At 60.3% G+C, this 15,810-nt stretch carries 13 protein-coding genes and 3 tRNA genes; 7 read left to right on the plus strand and 9 right to left on the minus strand.

What is annotated here, in order from left to right; all coding sequences use genetic code 11:
• The 5 genes from ACESYO_RS10820 to ACESYO_RS10840 form a co-directional block, all read right to left on the minus strand.
• Nucleotides 1–981 (minus strand): acyltransferase family protein, encoded by a 981-nt coding sequence (locus tag ACESYO_RS10820; RefSeq protein ID WP_373210011.1) that lies wholly within the window; start codon nucleotides 979–981, stop codon nucleotides 1–3.
• Nucleotides 978–2,789, minus strand: coding sequence for a DUF6020 family protein (locus ACESYO_RS10825; protein ID WP_276870572.1), 1,812 nt, complete (start codon nucleotides 2,787–2,789; stop codon nucleotides 978–980). The genes ACESYO_RS10820 and ACESYO_RS10825 overlap by 4 nt, the downstream gene beginning before the upstream one ends.
• Nucleotides 2,790–2,819: 30 nt before the next feature.
• The gene (locus tag ACESYO_RS10830) at nucleotides 2,820–4,058 is read right to left on the minus strand and encodes an aminopeptidase (RefSeq protein ID WP_276870574.1); all 1,239 of its coding nucleotides are present in this window, start codon (nucleotides 4,056–4,058) and stop codon (nucleotides 2,820–2,822) included.
• 118 nt (nucleotides 4,059–4,176) lie between these two features.
• A complete protein-coding gene (locus ACESYO_RS10835; RefSeq protein WP_373210012.1) occupies nucleotides 4,177–5,592 on the minus strand; it encodes a glycine--tRNA ligase in 1,416 nt (471 codons plus the stop codon).
• Nucleotides 5,593–5,808: 216 nt separating this feature from the next.
• Complete coding sequence (locus tag ACESYO_RS10840; protein WP_058963865.1) at nucleotides 5,809–6,174, minus strand: helix-turn-helix domain-containing protein; 366 nt, start codon at nucleotides 6,172–6,174, stop codon at nucleotides 5,809–5,811.
• Between the two features lie 161 nt (nucleotides 6,175–6,335).
• Between ACESYO_RS10840 and ACESYO_RS10845 the strand changes: the two genes are divergently transcribed.
• Entirely contained in the window at nucleotides 6,336–7,214 is an 879-nt protein-coding gene (locus tag ACESYO_RS10845) for a GGDEF domain-containing protein (protein WP_276870579.1), read from the plus strand.
• A gap of 373 nt (nucleotides 7,215–7,587) precedes the next feature.
• Here the strand turns inward: ACESYO_RS10845 and ACESYO_RS10850 are convergent.
• From ACESYO_RS10850 to ACESYO_RS10860, 3 genes are all read right to left on the minus strand, one after another.
• A tRNA-Asn gene (locus ACESYO_RS10850) sits at nucleotides 7,588–7,663 on the minus strand.
• 5 nt (nucleotides 7,664–7,668) lie between these two features.
• Nucleotides 7,669–7,744: transfer RNA gene (locus ACESYO_RS10855), tRNA-Lys, on the minus strand.
• A gap of 5 nt (nucleotides 7,745–7,749) precedes the next feature.
• Nucleotides 7,750–7,824, minus strand: a tRNA-Glu gene (locus ACESYO_RS10860).
• A 1,511-nt stretch (nucleotides 7,825–9,335) separates the two neighbouring features.
• Here ACESYO_RS10860 and cuyB point away from each other — a divergent pair.
• From cuyB to ACESYO_RS10890, 6 genes are all read left to right on the plus strand, one after another.
• The gene (cuyB, locus tag ACESYO_RS10865; RefSeq protein WP_058963894.1) at nucleotides 9,336–10,046 is read left to right on the plus strand and encodes a cysteate racemase; all 711 of its coding nucleotides are present in this window, start codon (nucleotides 9,336–9,338) and stop codon (nucleotides 10,044–10,046) included.
• A 34-nt stretch (nucleotides 10,047–10,080) separates the two neighbouring features.
• The gene (locus tag ACESYO_RS10870; RefSeq protein ID WP_058963867.1) at nucleotides 10,081–10,701 is read left to right on the plus strand and encodes a sugar O-acetyltransferase; all 621 of its coding nucleotides are present in this window, start codon (nucleotides 10,081–10,083) and stop codon (nucleotides 10,699–10,701) included.
• Between the two features lie 49 nt (nucleotides 10,702–10,750).
• A complete protein-coding gene (gene metG / locus ACESYO_RS10875) occupies nucleotides 10,751–12,748 on the plus strand; it encodes a methionine--tRNA ligase (protein ID WP_058963868.1) in 1,998 nt (665 codons plus the stop codon).
• 10 nt (nucleotides 12,749–12,758) lie between these two features.
• On the plus strand, nucleotides 12,759–13,550 hold the full coding sequence (locus ACESYO_RS10880) for a TatD family hydrolase (protein ID WP_058963869.1): 792 nt from the start codon (nucleotides 12,759–12,761) through the stop codon (nucleotides 13,548–13,550).
• 30 nt (nucleotides 13,551–13,580) lie between these two features.
• Nucleotides 13,581–13,805 carry a methylenetetrahydrofolate dehydrogenase gene (locus ACESYO_RS10885; RefSeq protein ID WP_373210013.1) on the plus strand — a complete coding sequence of 75 codons (225 nt, stop codon included), beginning with the start codon at nucleotides 13,581–13,583 and terminating at the stop codon, nucleotides 13,803–13,805.
• 229 nt (nucleotides 13,806–14,034) lie between these two features.
• Complete coding sequence (locus ACESYO_RS10890; protein ID WP_346671677.1) at nucleotides 14,035–14,811, plus strand: HAD-IIA family hydrolase; 777 nt, start codon at nucleotides 14,035–14,037, stop codon at nucleotides 14,809–14,811.
• A gap of 68 nt (nucleotides 14,812–14,879) precedes the next feature.
• On the opposite strand, the gene ACESYO_RS10895 is transcribed toward ACESYO_RS10890, so the two are convergent.
• Nucleotides 14,880–15,782: a hypothetical protein gene (locus tag ACESYO_RS10895; RefSeq protein WP_058963872.1), complete on the minus strand. Its 903-nt coding sequence runs from the start codon at nucleotides 15,780–15,782 to the stop codon at nucleotides 14,880–14,882.
• Nucleotides 15,783–15,810: the final 28 nt, after the last annotated feature.

Genomic DNA, 15,810 nt, shown 5'->3' on the forward strand with positions numbered 1-15,810 from the left:
TCACCGGCGGGGCGTTTCCCCCTGCCAGGGAGGAATGCGCAGATCATACTTGATGCGCACCGCCAGCCACTGATGCCAGATATAAAAATTGTAGCTGATGGCGCTGAGCGCCGCCCACAGCCCTGCCCCGGGAAGCCGGGGGCCCAGGCACAGCCCGATCAGGCAGACCGCAAAGCAGACCGCCAGCGGCAGCCGCCAGACCAGCTGACCATGGGGGCCATCCTGCCAGTAGGCGATGCGGCGCAGCACCCACAAAGCGCCCGCAAGGCCCGCCAGCGCCACCGGCACAAAGGCCCATTCCCGGCGCCGGGTCTGCCCGGGCGCCAGCAGTGCCACCGCCTGCGCGGCGGCAAAGCCCAGCCCGATCACCCCGAAAAAGGCGGGCAGCTGGTTGAAGCGCATGCTGTATTCCACCCCCTGCATGGGCAGCACCCGGCAGCGGGCATACAGTTCCTGCGCAGCGCACAGGCCCGCCAGCACCGGCAAAGGCCAGGCGTAAAACGCCCGGGCCAGCAGCGGAAACAGCAGATAGAACAGCACCAGCACCCCCACGGTCCACAGCGCGCCGTTGGTACGGCAGTGCACATAGCCCTGGGGCACCAGCGTGGGGATCAGAAACAGGTGGCTGCCCACGTCCAGCCAGAAGTCCCGGTCGGGCCGGTGGGCCGCCGCCTGCACCGCGGCGCTTACCAGCACCGCCGCATAATAGGACGGCAGAATGCGCACCGCCCGCCGCCGCCAGAAGCCCCGGCAGCCGGGAAAGGGGCTGCGCTGTGCCCAGGCGTGGGCATAAGGCAGATACAGGCAGAAGGCGGAAAGCAGGATCATGCCGTCCACCCAGGCGCCGCCGCTGCGGGCAAGAAAATCCAGCCCGGGCAGCCCCACCCAGCTCTGCTGCCAGAAATGGAACGCGCCCACCATGCCCACCGCCAGCACCCGGAAAAGATCCGCGCCGGCTGGCCGCAGATAGCGCTGATTCATGCGCGGCCCCCGTTTCTGCGCGCCGCGAAGATCGCCGCCGCCAGCAGCACCGGCCAGCAGAACAAAAGCGGCCAGCCATAGCGGCCATGGCCGAAGAACACCGGGCCGAACAGGCACATGAGCAGCGTCAGATATTGCATGCTCAGCGCGCCGCCCAGGCCCTTCACCCGCCGGGCCGAGAGCCAGGCCCCCAGCGCCAGCAGACCCCAGGCCGCAAGGCCCAGATTTTCAAACCAGCTGGTCACCGGCAAAAGAAAGGCAAAATCCGCCTTGTCCAGCAACGCTTCCAGCCGGTCCAGCACCGCCGGGCGGGTCACATAGTCGTTGTCCGCCACCGGGCTGTAGCTCCAGCAGGGATTGGTCACGCCGGGATACACCCAGCCGTAGTTCAGGTTCACAAAGGCCTCCAGCGCGTTCACCGGATGGCGCAGCGTCTGGGCCATCCAGACCTGCCGGTAGGCTGCCCGATCCGCGTCGGTGGCGTCCTCCCGGTTGATGTAGGACTTGATGGGATCCGCCAGCCAGGGGGTATAGACTTCGGCCAGCTGATCGTACTGCACCACCCGGTCGATGACTTCGCGCTCCTCGTCGGTGACCTCATCGCCGAAATCCCGCACAAAGCGGCCGGTCTGCTGCAGCGGCACGCTCAGGGTCTCGTTGGGGTTAGCCTGCTCCACGCCGGGCAGTGCTTTCAGCCCGGCGGAGATGCCGTAGCCCAGCACCAGCGGCAGCACCAGCCATGCGGCCAGCGCCGCCCGGGCCCGGCCGCTTTTCGCCGTTTTCCACAGCGCCGGGCCGGAGAACAGCAGTACGCCGATCAGCAGCACCGGGCCGTTGTAGCGCATGGTGCACACCAGAAAGGCTGCCAGCGCCGCCAGCGGCTTTTTATACCGCTTCGCGGCGAACTGCTGGGGCAGCAGCACCGCCTCCAGCACAAGAACGGTGAACAGCAGCACCGAAAAGCTGTAGGGGGTGTCCTTCATCAGGATGGTGGCAGACCGTGGGAAGGTGGGCACAAGGCCATACAGTGCCAGCAGCAGACCCAGCAGAACGGGCCGAACGTTCAGCCGCACCAGAAAATGCACGCTGTACGCCAGCACCGCCGCCATGGACAGGCTCTGCACCAGCACCGCCAGAAACACCCCGGCGTTCCAGCTGCCCAGCAGGGTTTTGCCCGCCAGAATCAGCCCGCTCTGCAAAAAGGTGTGCAGCAGCGGATGGCCCGCATTCAGCGGCTGGGCGCCGGTCACCTGCTCCAGCTGCCACCAGGTGTCGCTGTTGGACGCGCCGGGAAACAGGCAGATGTAGTAGGTCAGCCAGCAGAGCAGAATCACCCCCATGCTGCAGAGCACGGTTTTGGGGCTGGCCGTTTTCAGCCAGCCCGGCCCCTTCCGGCTGCGGCCGGGCGAAGCGGCCAGCCGGTCCAGCCCGTAAAACACCGCCCGCAGGCAGAAATAGATCAGCACCGCATACCCCGCCCAGACCGCCGCGGCCTTGGCAAGGCAGACCAGCCCGGAATACAGGAAGGCCAGACTGTCGCTGGCTTCCATGCTCAGGCCGGTGAGAGTGAACAGGCCCAGCAGCGCCGCCAGCGGCAGCATCCGCCGCTGCTGCCGGCTGTCCGCCGGGGTCTTTTCCATGGCCCAGTGGTAAAATACCGCCAGCAGCACGGTGAGGGCCATTCCCTCCACCGACTGCTCCTTTGCCCGGGCCACCGGGTCCAGCACATCCAGCGAGAAGGCCAGGCTGCTCAGCCAGGCCAGCCCCGCCGCTGCGCCCCATCGTTTCACGGCCGCTGTGTTTTCCACAGGCGCCCCTCCTTTGTGTGAAAAATTCATTCAGCCGATGGCCCACTCGCCGTTTTCGAAGATGGTCACGGCCTCGCCGGACTTGGTCAGGCCGGTGATGGTCATGTCCTCCGCGCCCACCATCACGTCCTCGTGGATGGCGGAATCGTTCACGCCGCAGGCCAGCAGCTCTTCGGTAGTCATGGCCGCGCCGCCCTTCACGGTGGTGGGGTAGCCCGCACCGAAGGCGATGTGGCAGGCGGCGTTCTCGTCAAACAGGGTGTTGTAGAAGAGCAGACCGCTGCGGTTGATGGGGCTGGAGGCGGGCACCAGAGCAATCTCGCCGATGCGGCGGGCGCCCTCGTCGCTGTCCAGCAGCTGGCCCAGCAGCTCGGCGTTCTTCTCGGCGGAGTAATCCACCACAACGCCGTCCTTGAAGGTAACCGAGAAGCCCTCGATCAGCTGGCCGTTGTACACATAGGGCTTGGTGCCCTTGACCACGCCGTTCACCCGCTCCCGGTGGGGTGCGGTGAACACCTCCTCGGTGGGCACGTTGGCGATGAACACCGCGCCGTTCTCGGCCTTGCTGCAGGCGCCCTCCCAGGTGTGGCCCTCGGCCAGACCCACGGTCAGATCGGTGCCGTTGGCGCTGGTCATGTGGATGCTCTCCAGCTGCAGCTCATTGAGCTTGTCGCGGCAGGCGCTGGTCTTGGCCACATGCTCCTTCCAGGCGCTCACCGGGTCGCCGCCGGTGACCCGGCACACGTCGAAGATGGCGCTCCACAGCTTCTCCTGGGCCTCGTCCTCGGGCATGCCGGGGAACACGGAAGCGGCCCAGGCCGGGGTGGGGATGGCCACCACGCACCACTGCACCCGATCCTTCATGGTGTATTCCCGCCAGGACTTCATGGCCTCCTGCTTGGCCAGGCTCACCCGGTTGATCTTGGCGGTGTCCAGACCCTTGAAGATCTCCGGGTCGGAGGCATGGATGGCCAGCAGGCAGCAGCCGCCCTCGCTCTCGGCATAGTCCAGATAGCTGCGCAGCTCGTAGGGCTTGGTCTCGCTCAGGGCTTCCTCCTCGCCCAGCTCCATGCGGATGCGGGCGGCCTTTTCGTCCTCCCAGCGGATGACCACATCCCGGGCGCCGGCCTTGTAGGCGGCCTCCATGCAGGCGCGGCCGAAGTAAGCGCCCTCCACCGGGCAGCGGATGATAAGGGTCTGGCCCTTCTGCACGTTCACGCCCACCTGCACGGTGAAGGCGGCATATTTGTTCAGCAGTTCCTGATTCATTGCTTCATTCCTCGCTTTTTCTGAAATTTTTGCAGGCTCTTGCGGCTCTGCATTTCACAATTGCCTTTATTATAGCGAAAAAGGCGGGGCTTTAAAAGCCCCGCCCGTTCTGAATCAATCAGAACTGAATCTTCTTCTCGATGTAGTCCTTGACCTGGCTGATGGGCAGACGAACCTGCTCCATGGTGTCGCGGTCACGGATGGTCACGCAGCCGTCGCCTTCCTCGGTGTCGCTGCCGAAGGTGGCGAAGTCCACGGTGATGCACAGCGGGGTGCCGATCTCGTCCTGGCGGCGGTAACGCTTGCCGATGGAACCGGTCTCGTCGTAGTCCACCATGAAGTACTTGCTCAGCTCCTGCCAGATGGGCATGGCCTGCTCGCCCAGCTTCTTGGACAGGGGCAGCACGGCGGCCTTGTAGGGAGCCAGGGCGGGATGCAGGCGCAGAACCACGCGCTTGTCCTCCTTGCCCTTGCCGTCGGTGAGCACTTCCTCATCGTAAGCCTCGCACAGGAAGGCCAGAGCCACACGGTCGGCGCCCAGAGAGGGCTCGATCACATAGGGGATGTAGTGCTCGTTGGTGTCGGGATCGAAGTACTCCAGGCTCTTGCCGCTGGCCTCCTGATGGCGGCCCAGGTCGTAGTTGGTGCGGTCGGCAATGCCCCACAGCTCGCCCCAGTCGGTGAACGGGAAGGCGTACTCGATGTCGGTGGTGGCGCGGGAGTAGAAGGCCAGCTCGGCGGGCTCGTGGTCACGCAGGCGCAGGTTCTCCTCCTTGATGCCCAGGCTCAGCAGCCAGTTCTTGCAGAAGTCCTTCCAGTAGGCAAACCACTCCAGATCGGTGTCCGGCTTGCAGAAGAACTCGCACTCCATCTGCTCGAACTCGCGGGTACGGAAGGTGAAGTTACCGGGAGTGATCTCGTTGCGGAAGGCCTTGCCCACCTGGCACACGCCGAAGGGCAGCTTGCGGCGGGTGGTGCGCTGGATGTTGGCAAAGTTCACGAAGATGCCCTGAGCGGTCTCGGGACGCAGGTAGCAGGTGCTGGAGGAGTCCTCAGTGACGCCGATGGCAGTCTTGAACATCAGGTTGAACTTACGGATGGGGGTGAAGTCGTGCTTGCCGCACACGGGGCAGACCACATCCTCATGCTCGTTGATGAAGGCGTCCATCTCCTCAAAGCTCATGGCGTCCACGTTCACCTCGGGGTGCACGTCGCCGATCAGCTTGTCGGCACGGTGGCGGGCCTTGCAGCTCTTGCAGTCCAGCAGAGGGTCGGAGAAGCCAGCCACATGGCCGGTGGTCACCCAGGTCTGGGGGTTCATGATGATGGCGGCGTCCAGGCCCACGTTCAGGCGGTTCTCCTGCACGAACTTTTTCAGCCATGCCTTCTTCACGTTGTTCTTGAACTCCACGCCCAGGGGGCCGTAGTCCCAGCTGTTGGCCAGGCCGCCGTAGATCTCGCTGCCCGGATACACAAAGCCCCGGTTTTTGCACAGGGCCACAATGGTGTCGAAATTCTTTTCGCTGTTTTTCATCTTCATACTCCTTACCGCGACGCTGGCTGCGCCGCCGCTTGTTTTTCCCCCGCGGACCGGGGGTTGCCCGTAACATATCTAATATTAAAGCGGCGGGGCCGCTTCGTCAAGACGCAAAGGGGCCCCGCCGCTGCTTTTTTGCAAAAAAAGGGCGGAATTGTTCCCCATTCAAGAACAATTCCGCTTTTTTCAGCAAAGAGCGTTTTTCCGCAGCGGTCACTCCTCCTGCTCGATGCGATTCTCCTGCACCTGGATCGCACCGTCCAGCGCACCCTCCACCACCGGCAGAAATTCCTCGCTGCACAGGGTGAGCTTCTGGCTCACGCGGCGGCGCTGCTCGCTGGGCTGGTTTTCCTGCTGTTCAAAAAAGTAGCGTTCCGGCGGCAGCTTGCAGATGCGCACCAGCTCATAGAAAATGGGCAGGCTGGGCAGACTGCCGCTGTTTTCGATGTTGGCCAGATAGCGCGGATCAATGCCCAGCTGCTCGGCCAGAGCGCGCCGGGTCAGCCGCAGGGCATGCCGTGCGGCCTTGATGTCTGCTCCCAGGGTTTTCAGATTGCTGCATTCTCGGGTCTTTCGCATAACACATCACCTTTTATCATTATTTTATTCTGCACAGCTTTTCCGATAAATGATGTGTAACGCATTTAGCATACACTAAATAATTCATATTTTCCTTGCTTTGGGGGAATCCATGCCGTATAATAGGAGAAAATATCCTTTTTCATCAGGAGACACACCCCATGAATGTGACGAATGTTCTAAAGGAATTCACCGACACCCTTCTGTTTGAATACGATTGCGATTCTACCCGCCTGGAATTCACACCCGCAGCGCCGGCGGTGCTGGGGCTGCCGGATCTGCTGCCCCTGCGCGGCGACGCAGGCGGCCGGGGCCTGACCGAAGCAGCGGACAAACTGCGCCGTCTGCTGCGGGCAGCCCGGCCCGGCGGGCCGGTGATCAAGGCAGAGGTGGCCTTTCTGGGGCAGGATGGGCAGATCTGGGTCTATTTATGCCGCTGCAAGGCGCTGAAAGGCGTTCGCGGGGCCGGCGGGCGGATCGTGGGCAAGCTCACCGACATCACCGAACGATTTGACCGGGAGCAGGATCTGCTGCGCCGGGCCAGTATGGATGTGCTCACCGGGGTCTATAATCGCAGCGCCGAAGAGATGATTTCCCGCCGACTGAAAAAGGTGGGCGGCGGCGTGCTGTTCATGATTGATCTGGATGATTTCAAGCAGATCAACGACACATTGGGCCACTCGGTGGGCGATCAGGTGCTGGTTGCGGTGAGCGACGTGCTCAAGCACCTGTTCCGGGCGGGAGACATTGTAGCCCGGGTGGGCGGCGACGAATTTGTGGTATTTCTGGAAAGCCCGCTGGACCCGGATCTGATGGCCCGGCGCGCACAGATGATCCTGACCCATCTGGAACGAATTTCCCTGCCTCAACTGAACGGCCCGGTCAAGGCCAGCATCGGCGTGGCGCTTTCGCCGCCGGTGCAGCCGGACTACGCGGCGCTGCATCTGGCCGCCGACCAGGCCATGTATGAAAGCAAGCGAACCCAGAAAAACAGCTTTCGCCTTCATGTCCCCGCCGAAATGCAGACGCAGAACACATAATAAAAAGCGTACCGGCCGTTCATTGACCGGTACGCTTTTTATTCGGTTGCTTTTTGAGTGAGCACGCCGCCCGCCCCGGCTCTTCCTGCCCGGCTCGAACCAACGACCATTCCGAGCCCGGAAATTGTCGCGCTGCACCACGGGCCACCGGCCCGCGGCACATCGCTCTGTTTCCGGGCCCGCCTCCGCCTCGCTGCATCGCCCACTGGGCTCAGATCGGCTCCGGCAAAGGTAACAGCCGCCCTGCGCCGTTTTGCCTGTTCAATCGGTTTTGCTTTATTGCTCCTTGCCGGTTCTTGCGGCTATTAACGCACAGGGTCGTTGGGTGTTTTACAAAAGAAAAAGCGCACCGGTTATCCGATGCGCTTTTTTCTGGCTCCCCCTGTTGGGCTCGAACCAACGACCCTGCGGTTAACAGCCGCATGCTCTACCGACTGAGCTAAGGAGGAACAAATGGTGCACTTCCAGGGACTCGAACCCTGGGCCCGCTGATTAAGAGTCAGCTGCTCTACCAACTGAGCTAGAAGTGCATATATGGTGACCCGTGGGAGAATCGAACTCCCGTTTGCGGCGTGAGAGGCCGCCGTCTTGACCGCTTGACCAACGGGCCACATCTGACAGCTTCATCATTATACCCCCGGATATACGGTTTGTCAACAGATTTTTGAAAAATTTTTTGAAGTTTTTTGCCGACCTTTTCTCTGCCCTATATATAATACATTAAATAGCAGCGGCTTTTCGCTTGCCCCGGCTGCAAAAAAACAGTGCACCCACAGCAAGGATGCCGGGATGCACTCCAACATTTTTATTATAGCACCAAATCCCCGCATTTTACAATGCAACAAATATACAAATAATACATCATAAGTATATCCACTTTGTCAATATACACCGGGCTTTTTGTGTGGTATATTATAGACACACCAAGGGAGATAAAACCAAGGTCAAGAAACTCTAGGCAACCTGTTCAGAATAACAGGAAGAGCCGCAACGAGGAAAGAAAGGAGAGCAGGACCATCATGGTAATTGAAGAACCCGGCCAGATCTGGCAGGATGGGACCTGCCGCTGAATCCCCGAAATCACTTTTTCACAGCAAGATGATTTCTTGAATGCCAAAGGCCAAGCTGGAACACAGGATTCCAAATGAATCAAATGAACCGGATGATCCGGTATTTCCAGGATCGATGGATCGGAAAAAACCGCAGGTCGAAGGAGAATGATTCCAAAAGAACCTGTAGCAACAGTGAAAAACCAGACGGCGACACCCAAAAAGGTTTTGGATTTTCGGAATAAGATTCAAATAGCGTGTAGATCCCATCCCTGCCCAACAAGCAGTTTTTATAAAAAAACCGAAAGTGGATTTGATCCCGATGGATCGTACCAAAAACGGTTAAAGCATCGTTTGATGTGAGGAAATTGGTATTTTAGCCTGGTATGGAGCAAGAGCGATGCGAGTGTTCTGAATCACTTCGCACCAAGGAAATAAAAGTTGAGTTTAGGTCTTGTCTGCAACCTCTTTTAAGCCATGGAAGCCGAACAACAGTAACGGAACCACAAGACGCATTCGACCAAATCCATCCAAGTAAACGGCTTTGATCACCAGCAAACCAGAGCAATAAAACGGTAGAAATCCTTTTTTGATATGTTTCTTTTCATCCGAATCAAACCAGAAGAGGCTTTGAGTCCAATGTACTAAGCAATGTTTCGCGTACCATTTCAAGGCGCTTTGAAATCTGAGTTTATCAAATCGTACGAAATGAGGATAACGCCAATGTGCTGAATGTTTGCCCGTAGACCACCAGGGATGCAGGCAATGTGAAGCGACAAAGCCTGCCGGTATATGGCAAAGGAACGTGAATCGATATGTATGACGAGAAAGTCGTATTGATGAAGCGTTTTAAATCCATCTAAATCGAGGGCAGACCAATGTACTGAATGACTTCTCCGCGGGGTGCCGTGTCCGGCATCCCGCGGTTTTTTGTGTCTGAACCGCCGCATTTTCCCCGCCGGCTGCCACCGCCTTGTAATTGTATTGAGGGCGCAAAGGTGATATAATAAATAAATTGCAGGCGGCAGCTGTTCTGCCCGCCAATCTGAGCAAAGGGGCGTGGAATCAGGCCATGCAGAACGAACATCCCGTTTTGGGTATTTTGGGTGGGCTCGGCCCCATGAGCACCGTGTATTTCTATCAGATGCTCACCGAGCACACCCCCGCCCAGTGTGATCAGGATCACCTGGACATCGTGATCTCCAGCCGGGCTTCCACTCCGGATCGCACCGCCTACATTCTGGGCGAAAGCGAGGACGATCCCTTCGCCCAGATGGAGCGGGACGCGGAGATGCTGGTGAAATACGGGGCCACCATTCTGGCCATCCCCTGCAACACCGCCCATTATTTTTACGACCGGCTGGCCCGCAGTTTGCCGGTGCCCATCCTGAACATGGTGCGGCTGACCGTGCAGCACGCCAAGGCGCAGGGCTGCACCCGGCTGGGCATTCTTGCCACCAGCGGCACCGTGGGCAGCTGCACCTACCAGCGCATGTGCCGGGCCGAGGGCATCGATTTTGCCATTCCTTCCCTGCCCCGCCAGACCCAGCTGATGAACATCATCTACGACCAGATCAAAAAGGGCCAGCGGGCCGACATGAAGATTTTCATGGAGATCGCCGCCGAGCTGCGTGCCGCGGGCTGCGAAAAGGCGGTGCTTGGCTGCACCGAGCTTTCGCTCATCAAGCGGGACGAAGGGCTGGACGACTTTTTCATCGACAGCACCGAGGTGCTGGCCGAGGAAACCCTGCTGGCCTGCGGCAAGACCCCCATTGGTTTTTAAGCCCCCTGAACACCGAAAAGAAGGAGTGTTTTCCATGGCAGAACTGGAACCCCGCATGCACACCGGCGAGCTTTACAGCTGCAACTCCCCGGAGCTTTTCCGCGAGCAGATGGAATGCCGGGCACTGATTCACCAGTACAACCAGCTGGACCCCCGGGACATGGAAGGCCATCAGGCCCTTCTGCCCCGCATCTTTGCCGAGGTGGGCGAAAACTGCTTTTTTGAGCCACCCTTCAACGCCAACTGGGGCCGCTACACCCATCTGGGCAACAATGTTTATGCAAACTTCAACCTGACGCTGGTGGACGACACCCACGTCTATCTGGGCGACAATGTGATGATCGGCCCCAATGTGACCATCTCCACCGCCGCCCATCCCATCCACCCGGGCCTGCGCCGGCTGGCGGCCCAGTACAACAAGCCGGTGACCGTTGAAAAAAACGTGTGGATCGGCGCGGGCTGCATCCTCCTGCCGGGCGTGACCATCGGGGAAAACTCGGTGATCGGCGCGGGCAGCGTGGTCAGCCGGGACATTCCCGCAAACGTGGTGGCCTTCGGCACCCCCTGCCGGGTGGTGCGCCCCATCGACGAGAAGGATCTTACCACCTACGACCACGGCAAGCCCATTGATTTTTCCCAGTGGGAGAATTTGTAAATCCCGGGACCGTTCCATTCGCGGCCCCGTTATGAAAGGATAGAAGAAAATGAGCCAGAACAACACCTATTACATTACCACCCCCATCTACTACCCCAGCGACAAGCTGCACATCGGCCACAGCTACACCACCGTGGCCTGCGATGCGCTGGCCCGCTTCAAGCGGATGCAGGGCAAGGACGTCATGTTCCTCACCGGCACCGACGAGCACGGCCAGAAGATCCAGGACAAGGCCGCTGCCAAGGGCGTGACCCCCAAGCAGTATGTGGACGAGATCGTGGAGGGCAAAGGCGGCGTGAAGGACCTGTGGAAGCTGCTGGACATCAGCTACGACCGGTTCATCCGCACCACCGATGATTACCACATCGAGAGCTGCCAGAAGATCTTCCAGAAGCTGTACGACCAGGGCGATATCTACAAGAGCGTTTACAAGGGCCATTACTGCAAGCCCTGCGAGAGCTTCTGGACCGACAGCCAGCTGGTGGACGGTAAGTGCCCCGACTGCGGCCGTGAGGTGTACGATGCGGAGGAAGAGGCTTACTTCTTCAAGACCAGCAAATACGCCGACCGCCTGTTGAAGCTGTATGAGGAGAATCCCCAGTTCATCCAGCCCGAGAGCCGCAAGAACGAGATGATCTCCTTCATCAATCAGGGTCTGCAGGACACCTGCGTTTCCCGCACCACCGTGCCCTGGGGCATCCCCGTTCCCTTTGACCAGAAGCACACCATGTATGTGTGGGTGGACGCGCTGAGCAACTACATCAGCGCTCTGGGCTACGGCAACGAGAAGTACTCCGACTACGACAAGTTCTGGCCTGCCACCATCCACATGGTGGGCAAGGAGATTCTGCGGTTCCACACCATTCTGTGGCCCGCCATGCTGATGGCGCTGGATCTGCCCCTGCCCGGCCGCGTGTTCGGCCACGGCTGGCTGCTGCTGGACGGCGGCAAGATGAGCAAGTCCAAGGGCAACGTGGTGGATCCGGTGGTTCTGTGCGAGCGCTACGGCGTGGACGCCATCCGTTACTTCCTGCTGCGTGAGATTCCCTTCGGCAACGACGGCATCTTCTCCAACGAGGCGCTGATCAGCCGCATCAACTCCGACCTGGCCAACGACCTGGGCAACCTGCTCAGCCGCACCGTGGCCATGATCGAGAAATACTTCGGCGGCACCCTGCCCGCCGAGCGCGAAGCCGGCGACTTCGATCAGGATCTGATGGACACCGTGAACGCCATGCCCGCCAAGGTTACCGCCTGCATGGACGATCTGCTGATTCCTCAGGCCACCCAGGAGATCTTCAAGGCCATCCAGCGCGCCAACAAGTACATTGACGAGACCGCTCCCTGGGCGCTGGCCAAGGACGAAACCAACAAGCCCCGTCTGGCCATGGTGCTGTACAACCTGTGCGAATCCCTGCGCATGAGCGCCATCCTGCTCACCCCCTTCCTGCCCAACACCACCGGCAAGATGGCCGAGCAGCTGGGCCTTGCCGAGAGCGAGCTGACCTTCGACGCCCTCACCTTCGGCGCCCGCACCGAATACACCGTACACAAGGGCGAGGCCCTGTTCCCCCGCATCGATGCCGCCAAGGAGCTGGCTGAGCTGGCCGCCGAGCAGGAGGCCAAGCGCAAGGCCGCGGAGGAGGAAGCCGCCAAGGCTGCCGCCGCTGCTGCCCCTGCCGCTGAGGAAGCTGCCGAGCCCATCGAGCATCTGCCCGAGATCACCATCGACGACTTCTGCAAGGTGGAGCTGCGTGTGGCCAAGGTGCTCACCTGCGAGAACCTGAAGGAGAGCAAGAAGCTGCTGAAGATGACCCTGTTCGACGGCGAGCGGGAGCGCACCATCCTTTCCGGCATTGCCAAGTGGTACAAGCCCGAGGATCTGATCGGCCGCAACGTGGGCATCGTGGCCAACCTGGCTCCCCGGCCCATGATGAAGGGCAAGTATGTGAGCGAGGGCATGGTCATGGCTGCCGACATGCCGGACGGCGGTGCATCCGTGGTATTCTTCCCGGACGATGTGAAGCCCGGCAGCGCCATCCACTGAGGAAGCGCGCATGTACTCCATTTTTGACACCCATGCCCATTACACCAGCCACCAGTTCGACGAGGATCGCTCTGCTCTGCTGAGCGAGCTGCCCGGCCGGGGCGTGGTTGGTGTGGTGGACTGCGGCACCGACTACGATTCCAGCCGTGCCAGCCTTGCGCTGGCCGACCAGTACCCCTATATGTATGCGGCGCTGGGCATCCACCCGGAAAGCATCATCGAGGAGGACACCTCCACCAACACCCGCTTCGGCGGCGACTGGGCGGCGGAGCTTGCGGCCATCAAGCCCCTGTTTGACCACCCGAAGGCGGTGGCTGTGGGCGAGTGTGGGCTGGACTACCACTGGCCCATCCCGAAGGAAGCCCAGCTGGAGCTGTTCGAAGCTCATCTGAAGCTGGCGCTGGAGCTGGACAAGCCCATCATTGTGCATGACCGGAAGGCTCACGCAGATGTATACGCCCTATTGAAGCAGTATAAACCCAGGGGCGTGGTGCACTGCTTTTCCGGCAGCGCCGAGGACGCGCTGATGCTGGCGGAGCAGGGCATGTACATCGGCTTTGGCGGGGCGCTCACCTTCAAGGGGGCCAAGCGGGCGGTGAAGGCCGCCGCTGCCCTTCCGCTGGAGCGCATTCTGCTGGAGACCGACTGCCCCTACATGGCGCCGGAGCCCTGCCGGGGTCGGCGCTGTGATTCCGGCCTGATCGCCCACACCGGCGAATTTCTGGCCGAAGTCCGGGGCGTGGATCCGGATGTGATCTTTGCAGCAACCACCGAAAACGCCAAACGGCTGTTCGGCATATAAACAAACACGATTTCAGGAGGAACCGTTATTATGAAAGCTCGTATTCCCAAGCACCGTGAATTTCTGATCTCCTTCCCCGAGGATATGGATCAGGCCCGCCAGGACGAAGCCTGGGGCAAGCTGAACCAGATTCTGGAGGACTACAAGAAGGAGGGCAAGAGCGTTTACACCCCCACCTTCATTGAGGAGTGCCAGGACAAGGTGGACGCGCTGAAGGCCGAGTACGGCTTCGATTACACCATCGAGCTGCGCTGAGTATCTGCCCGTTTTCGCCCCGACTCCCGCTGGGAGTCGGGGCTTTTTTGCGATTTGTCTTCCAAAGTGAATTTTCTGTATTTTCTGCCGAATTTTATACATTTTATGATTTGGCACTGGCGCTGCCAGTCATTCCAGAGTACAATAGATACGAATCATGTTCAATGCGCCCGCCGGCACTCCGCTGCCCCCGCCGGAACCGGGCATTTTACCGAGGAGGCATGTGATTTTGGAACAGCTGCGCAGCAAAAAGGGCTTCATCTGCGATATGGACGGCGTGATCTACCACGGCAACCGGCTTTTGCCCGGTGTGAAGGAATTCGTGGACTGGCTCTACCGGGAAAACAAGAACTTTCTGTTTCTGACCAATTCCAGCGATCTTTCGCCCAGGGAATACCAGCAGAAGCTGGCCCGCATGGGGCTGGATGTGGACCAGAGCCATTTCTACACCAGCGCCCTGGCCACCGCCAGCTTCATCCGGAGCCAGTCACCGAACGGCAGCGCCTATGTGATCGGCGACCACGGGCTGATGAACGCTTTGTATGACGCAGGCATCACCATCAACACCGTGGATCCGGAATTCGTGATTGTGGGCGAAACCGAAAACTACGGCTACGAACACATTGTGAAGGCCATCAACTTTGTGAACCGGGGCGCCAAGCTGGTGGCCACCAACAGCGATCTGATGGATCCGGCCGAGGATGGAGTGATCCCCTCCTGCGGCAGTCTGGTGGCTCCCATTCAGGCCGCCACCGGCAAGACTCCCTATTTTGTGGGCAAGCCCAACCCCCTGATGATGCGCACCGGCCTGCGGCTGCTGGGCGTTCACTCGGAGGATACCGTGATCATCGGTGACCGGATGGACACCGACATGATTGCCGGCATCGAATCCGGCATGGACACCGCTCTGGTGCTTTCCGGCGTGACCCGTCGGGAGGATCTTGAGCAGTTCCCCTTCCGGCCCCGGCTGGTGCTTTCCGGCGTGGGCGACATTCCCACCCCGTAACCCCATACGCGAAAAAACCCCCGCATGGAAAAACCATGCGGGGGTTTTGTTGTTTACACCGGAAGGGCTCAGCCCTCTTCGGCCGTTTCGCCGGTTTCGCCGGTTTCATCGGTGGCGGCGGAATCCGTGGTGGAATCCGCCTGCTGGCTTTCCGTGCTCTCCAGCAGGGCACTGTCCGCATTGTCGGCAATGGCGCTGGTGGGGTCAAACTCCGGCACCACCGCGTCCTCGGCAGGCTGGGAGGTGGAGGAACTGCTGGTGGCCGGCTTCATCTCGCTGGTTTCCAGCGCGGTGAGGTACCAGGTGCGGCCGTTCTTCTCGAAGATATAATCCATATACTTGGTGGGCTCGCTGGGAGTGGTCATGCTGTAGTCGCCGCTCAGCGCCGGGGTGGGCACATAGCCCACGGTGACCCGCAGCTTGCCGTCCTGCTTTTTCAGCTGCTCCACCTTGGGGGTGTACAGGCCCATCTGGCTGGTAACCGGAATCAGATAGCCCTGCTGCTCCTCCAGATAGATATAGCTCATATCCACGCCGTCGAAGCTGCCGTGCTCGATCTTGTAGTCCGGGCCGTAGAGGGCGGCAATTGCCGCGTCCACATCCACTGCGGGCATGATCAGGGCGTCGGTGTCCGGGTCACGCTCGTAGTTGTCCAGCCCGGTGCTGCTCTGCTGGGCGGTGTACAGTGCCGACCAGATCGCGCTTTCCTTCACAAGACGGGCGGTGGAATCGTCCATCTGATCCAGGCTGGCGAAGGGCAGCGGGTCGAACATCACAAGGGTCTGCAGCCGGGATTCGTATTCCAGCTTTTTGTCGGTATCGTCGAAGAGGGAGGCAACGCCGCTGACGGCCAGTGCCAGCACGTTGAAGGCGCCGATGAGAATCAGCAGGCAGAGCACCGCTCCCAGCAGCTGCCGGAACCGGCGGCGTTTGTTGCGCTCGTGTTCTTCTTTGGTAATGGAATTTGCCATAATCGCTCTCCTTCCTTTGGGTGCGGGC

This window comes from Allofournierella massiliensis (genome assembly GCF_964241245.1).
In the GTDB taxonomy this organism is placed as follows: Bacteria; Bacillota; Clostridia; order Oscillospirales; family Ruminococcaceae; genus Allofournierella; species Allofournierella massiliensis.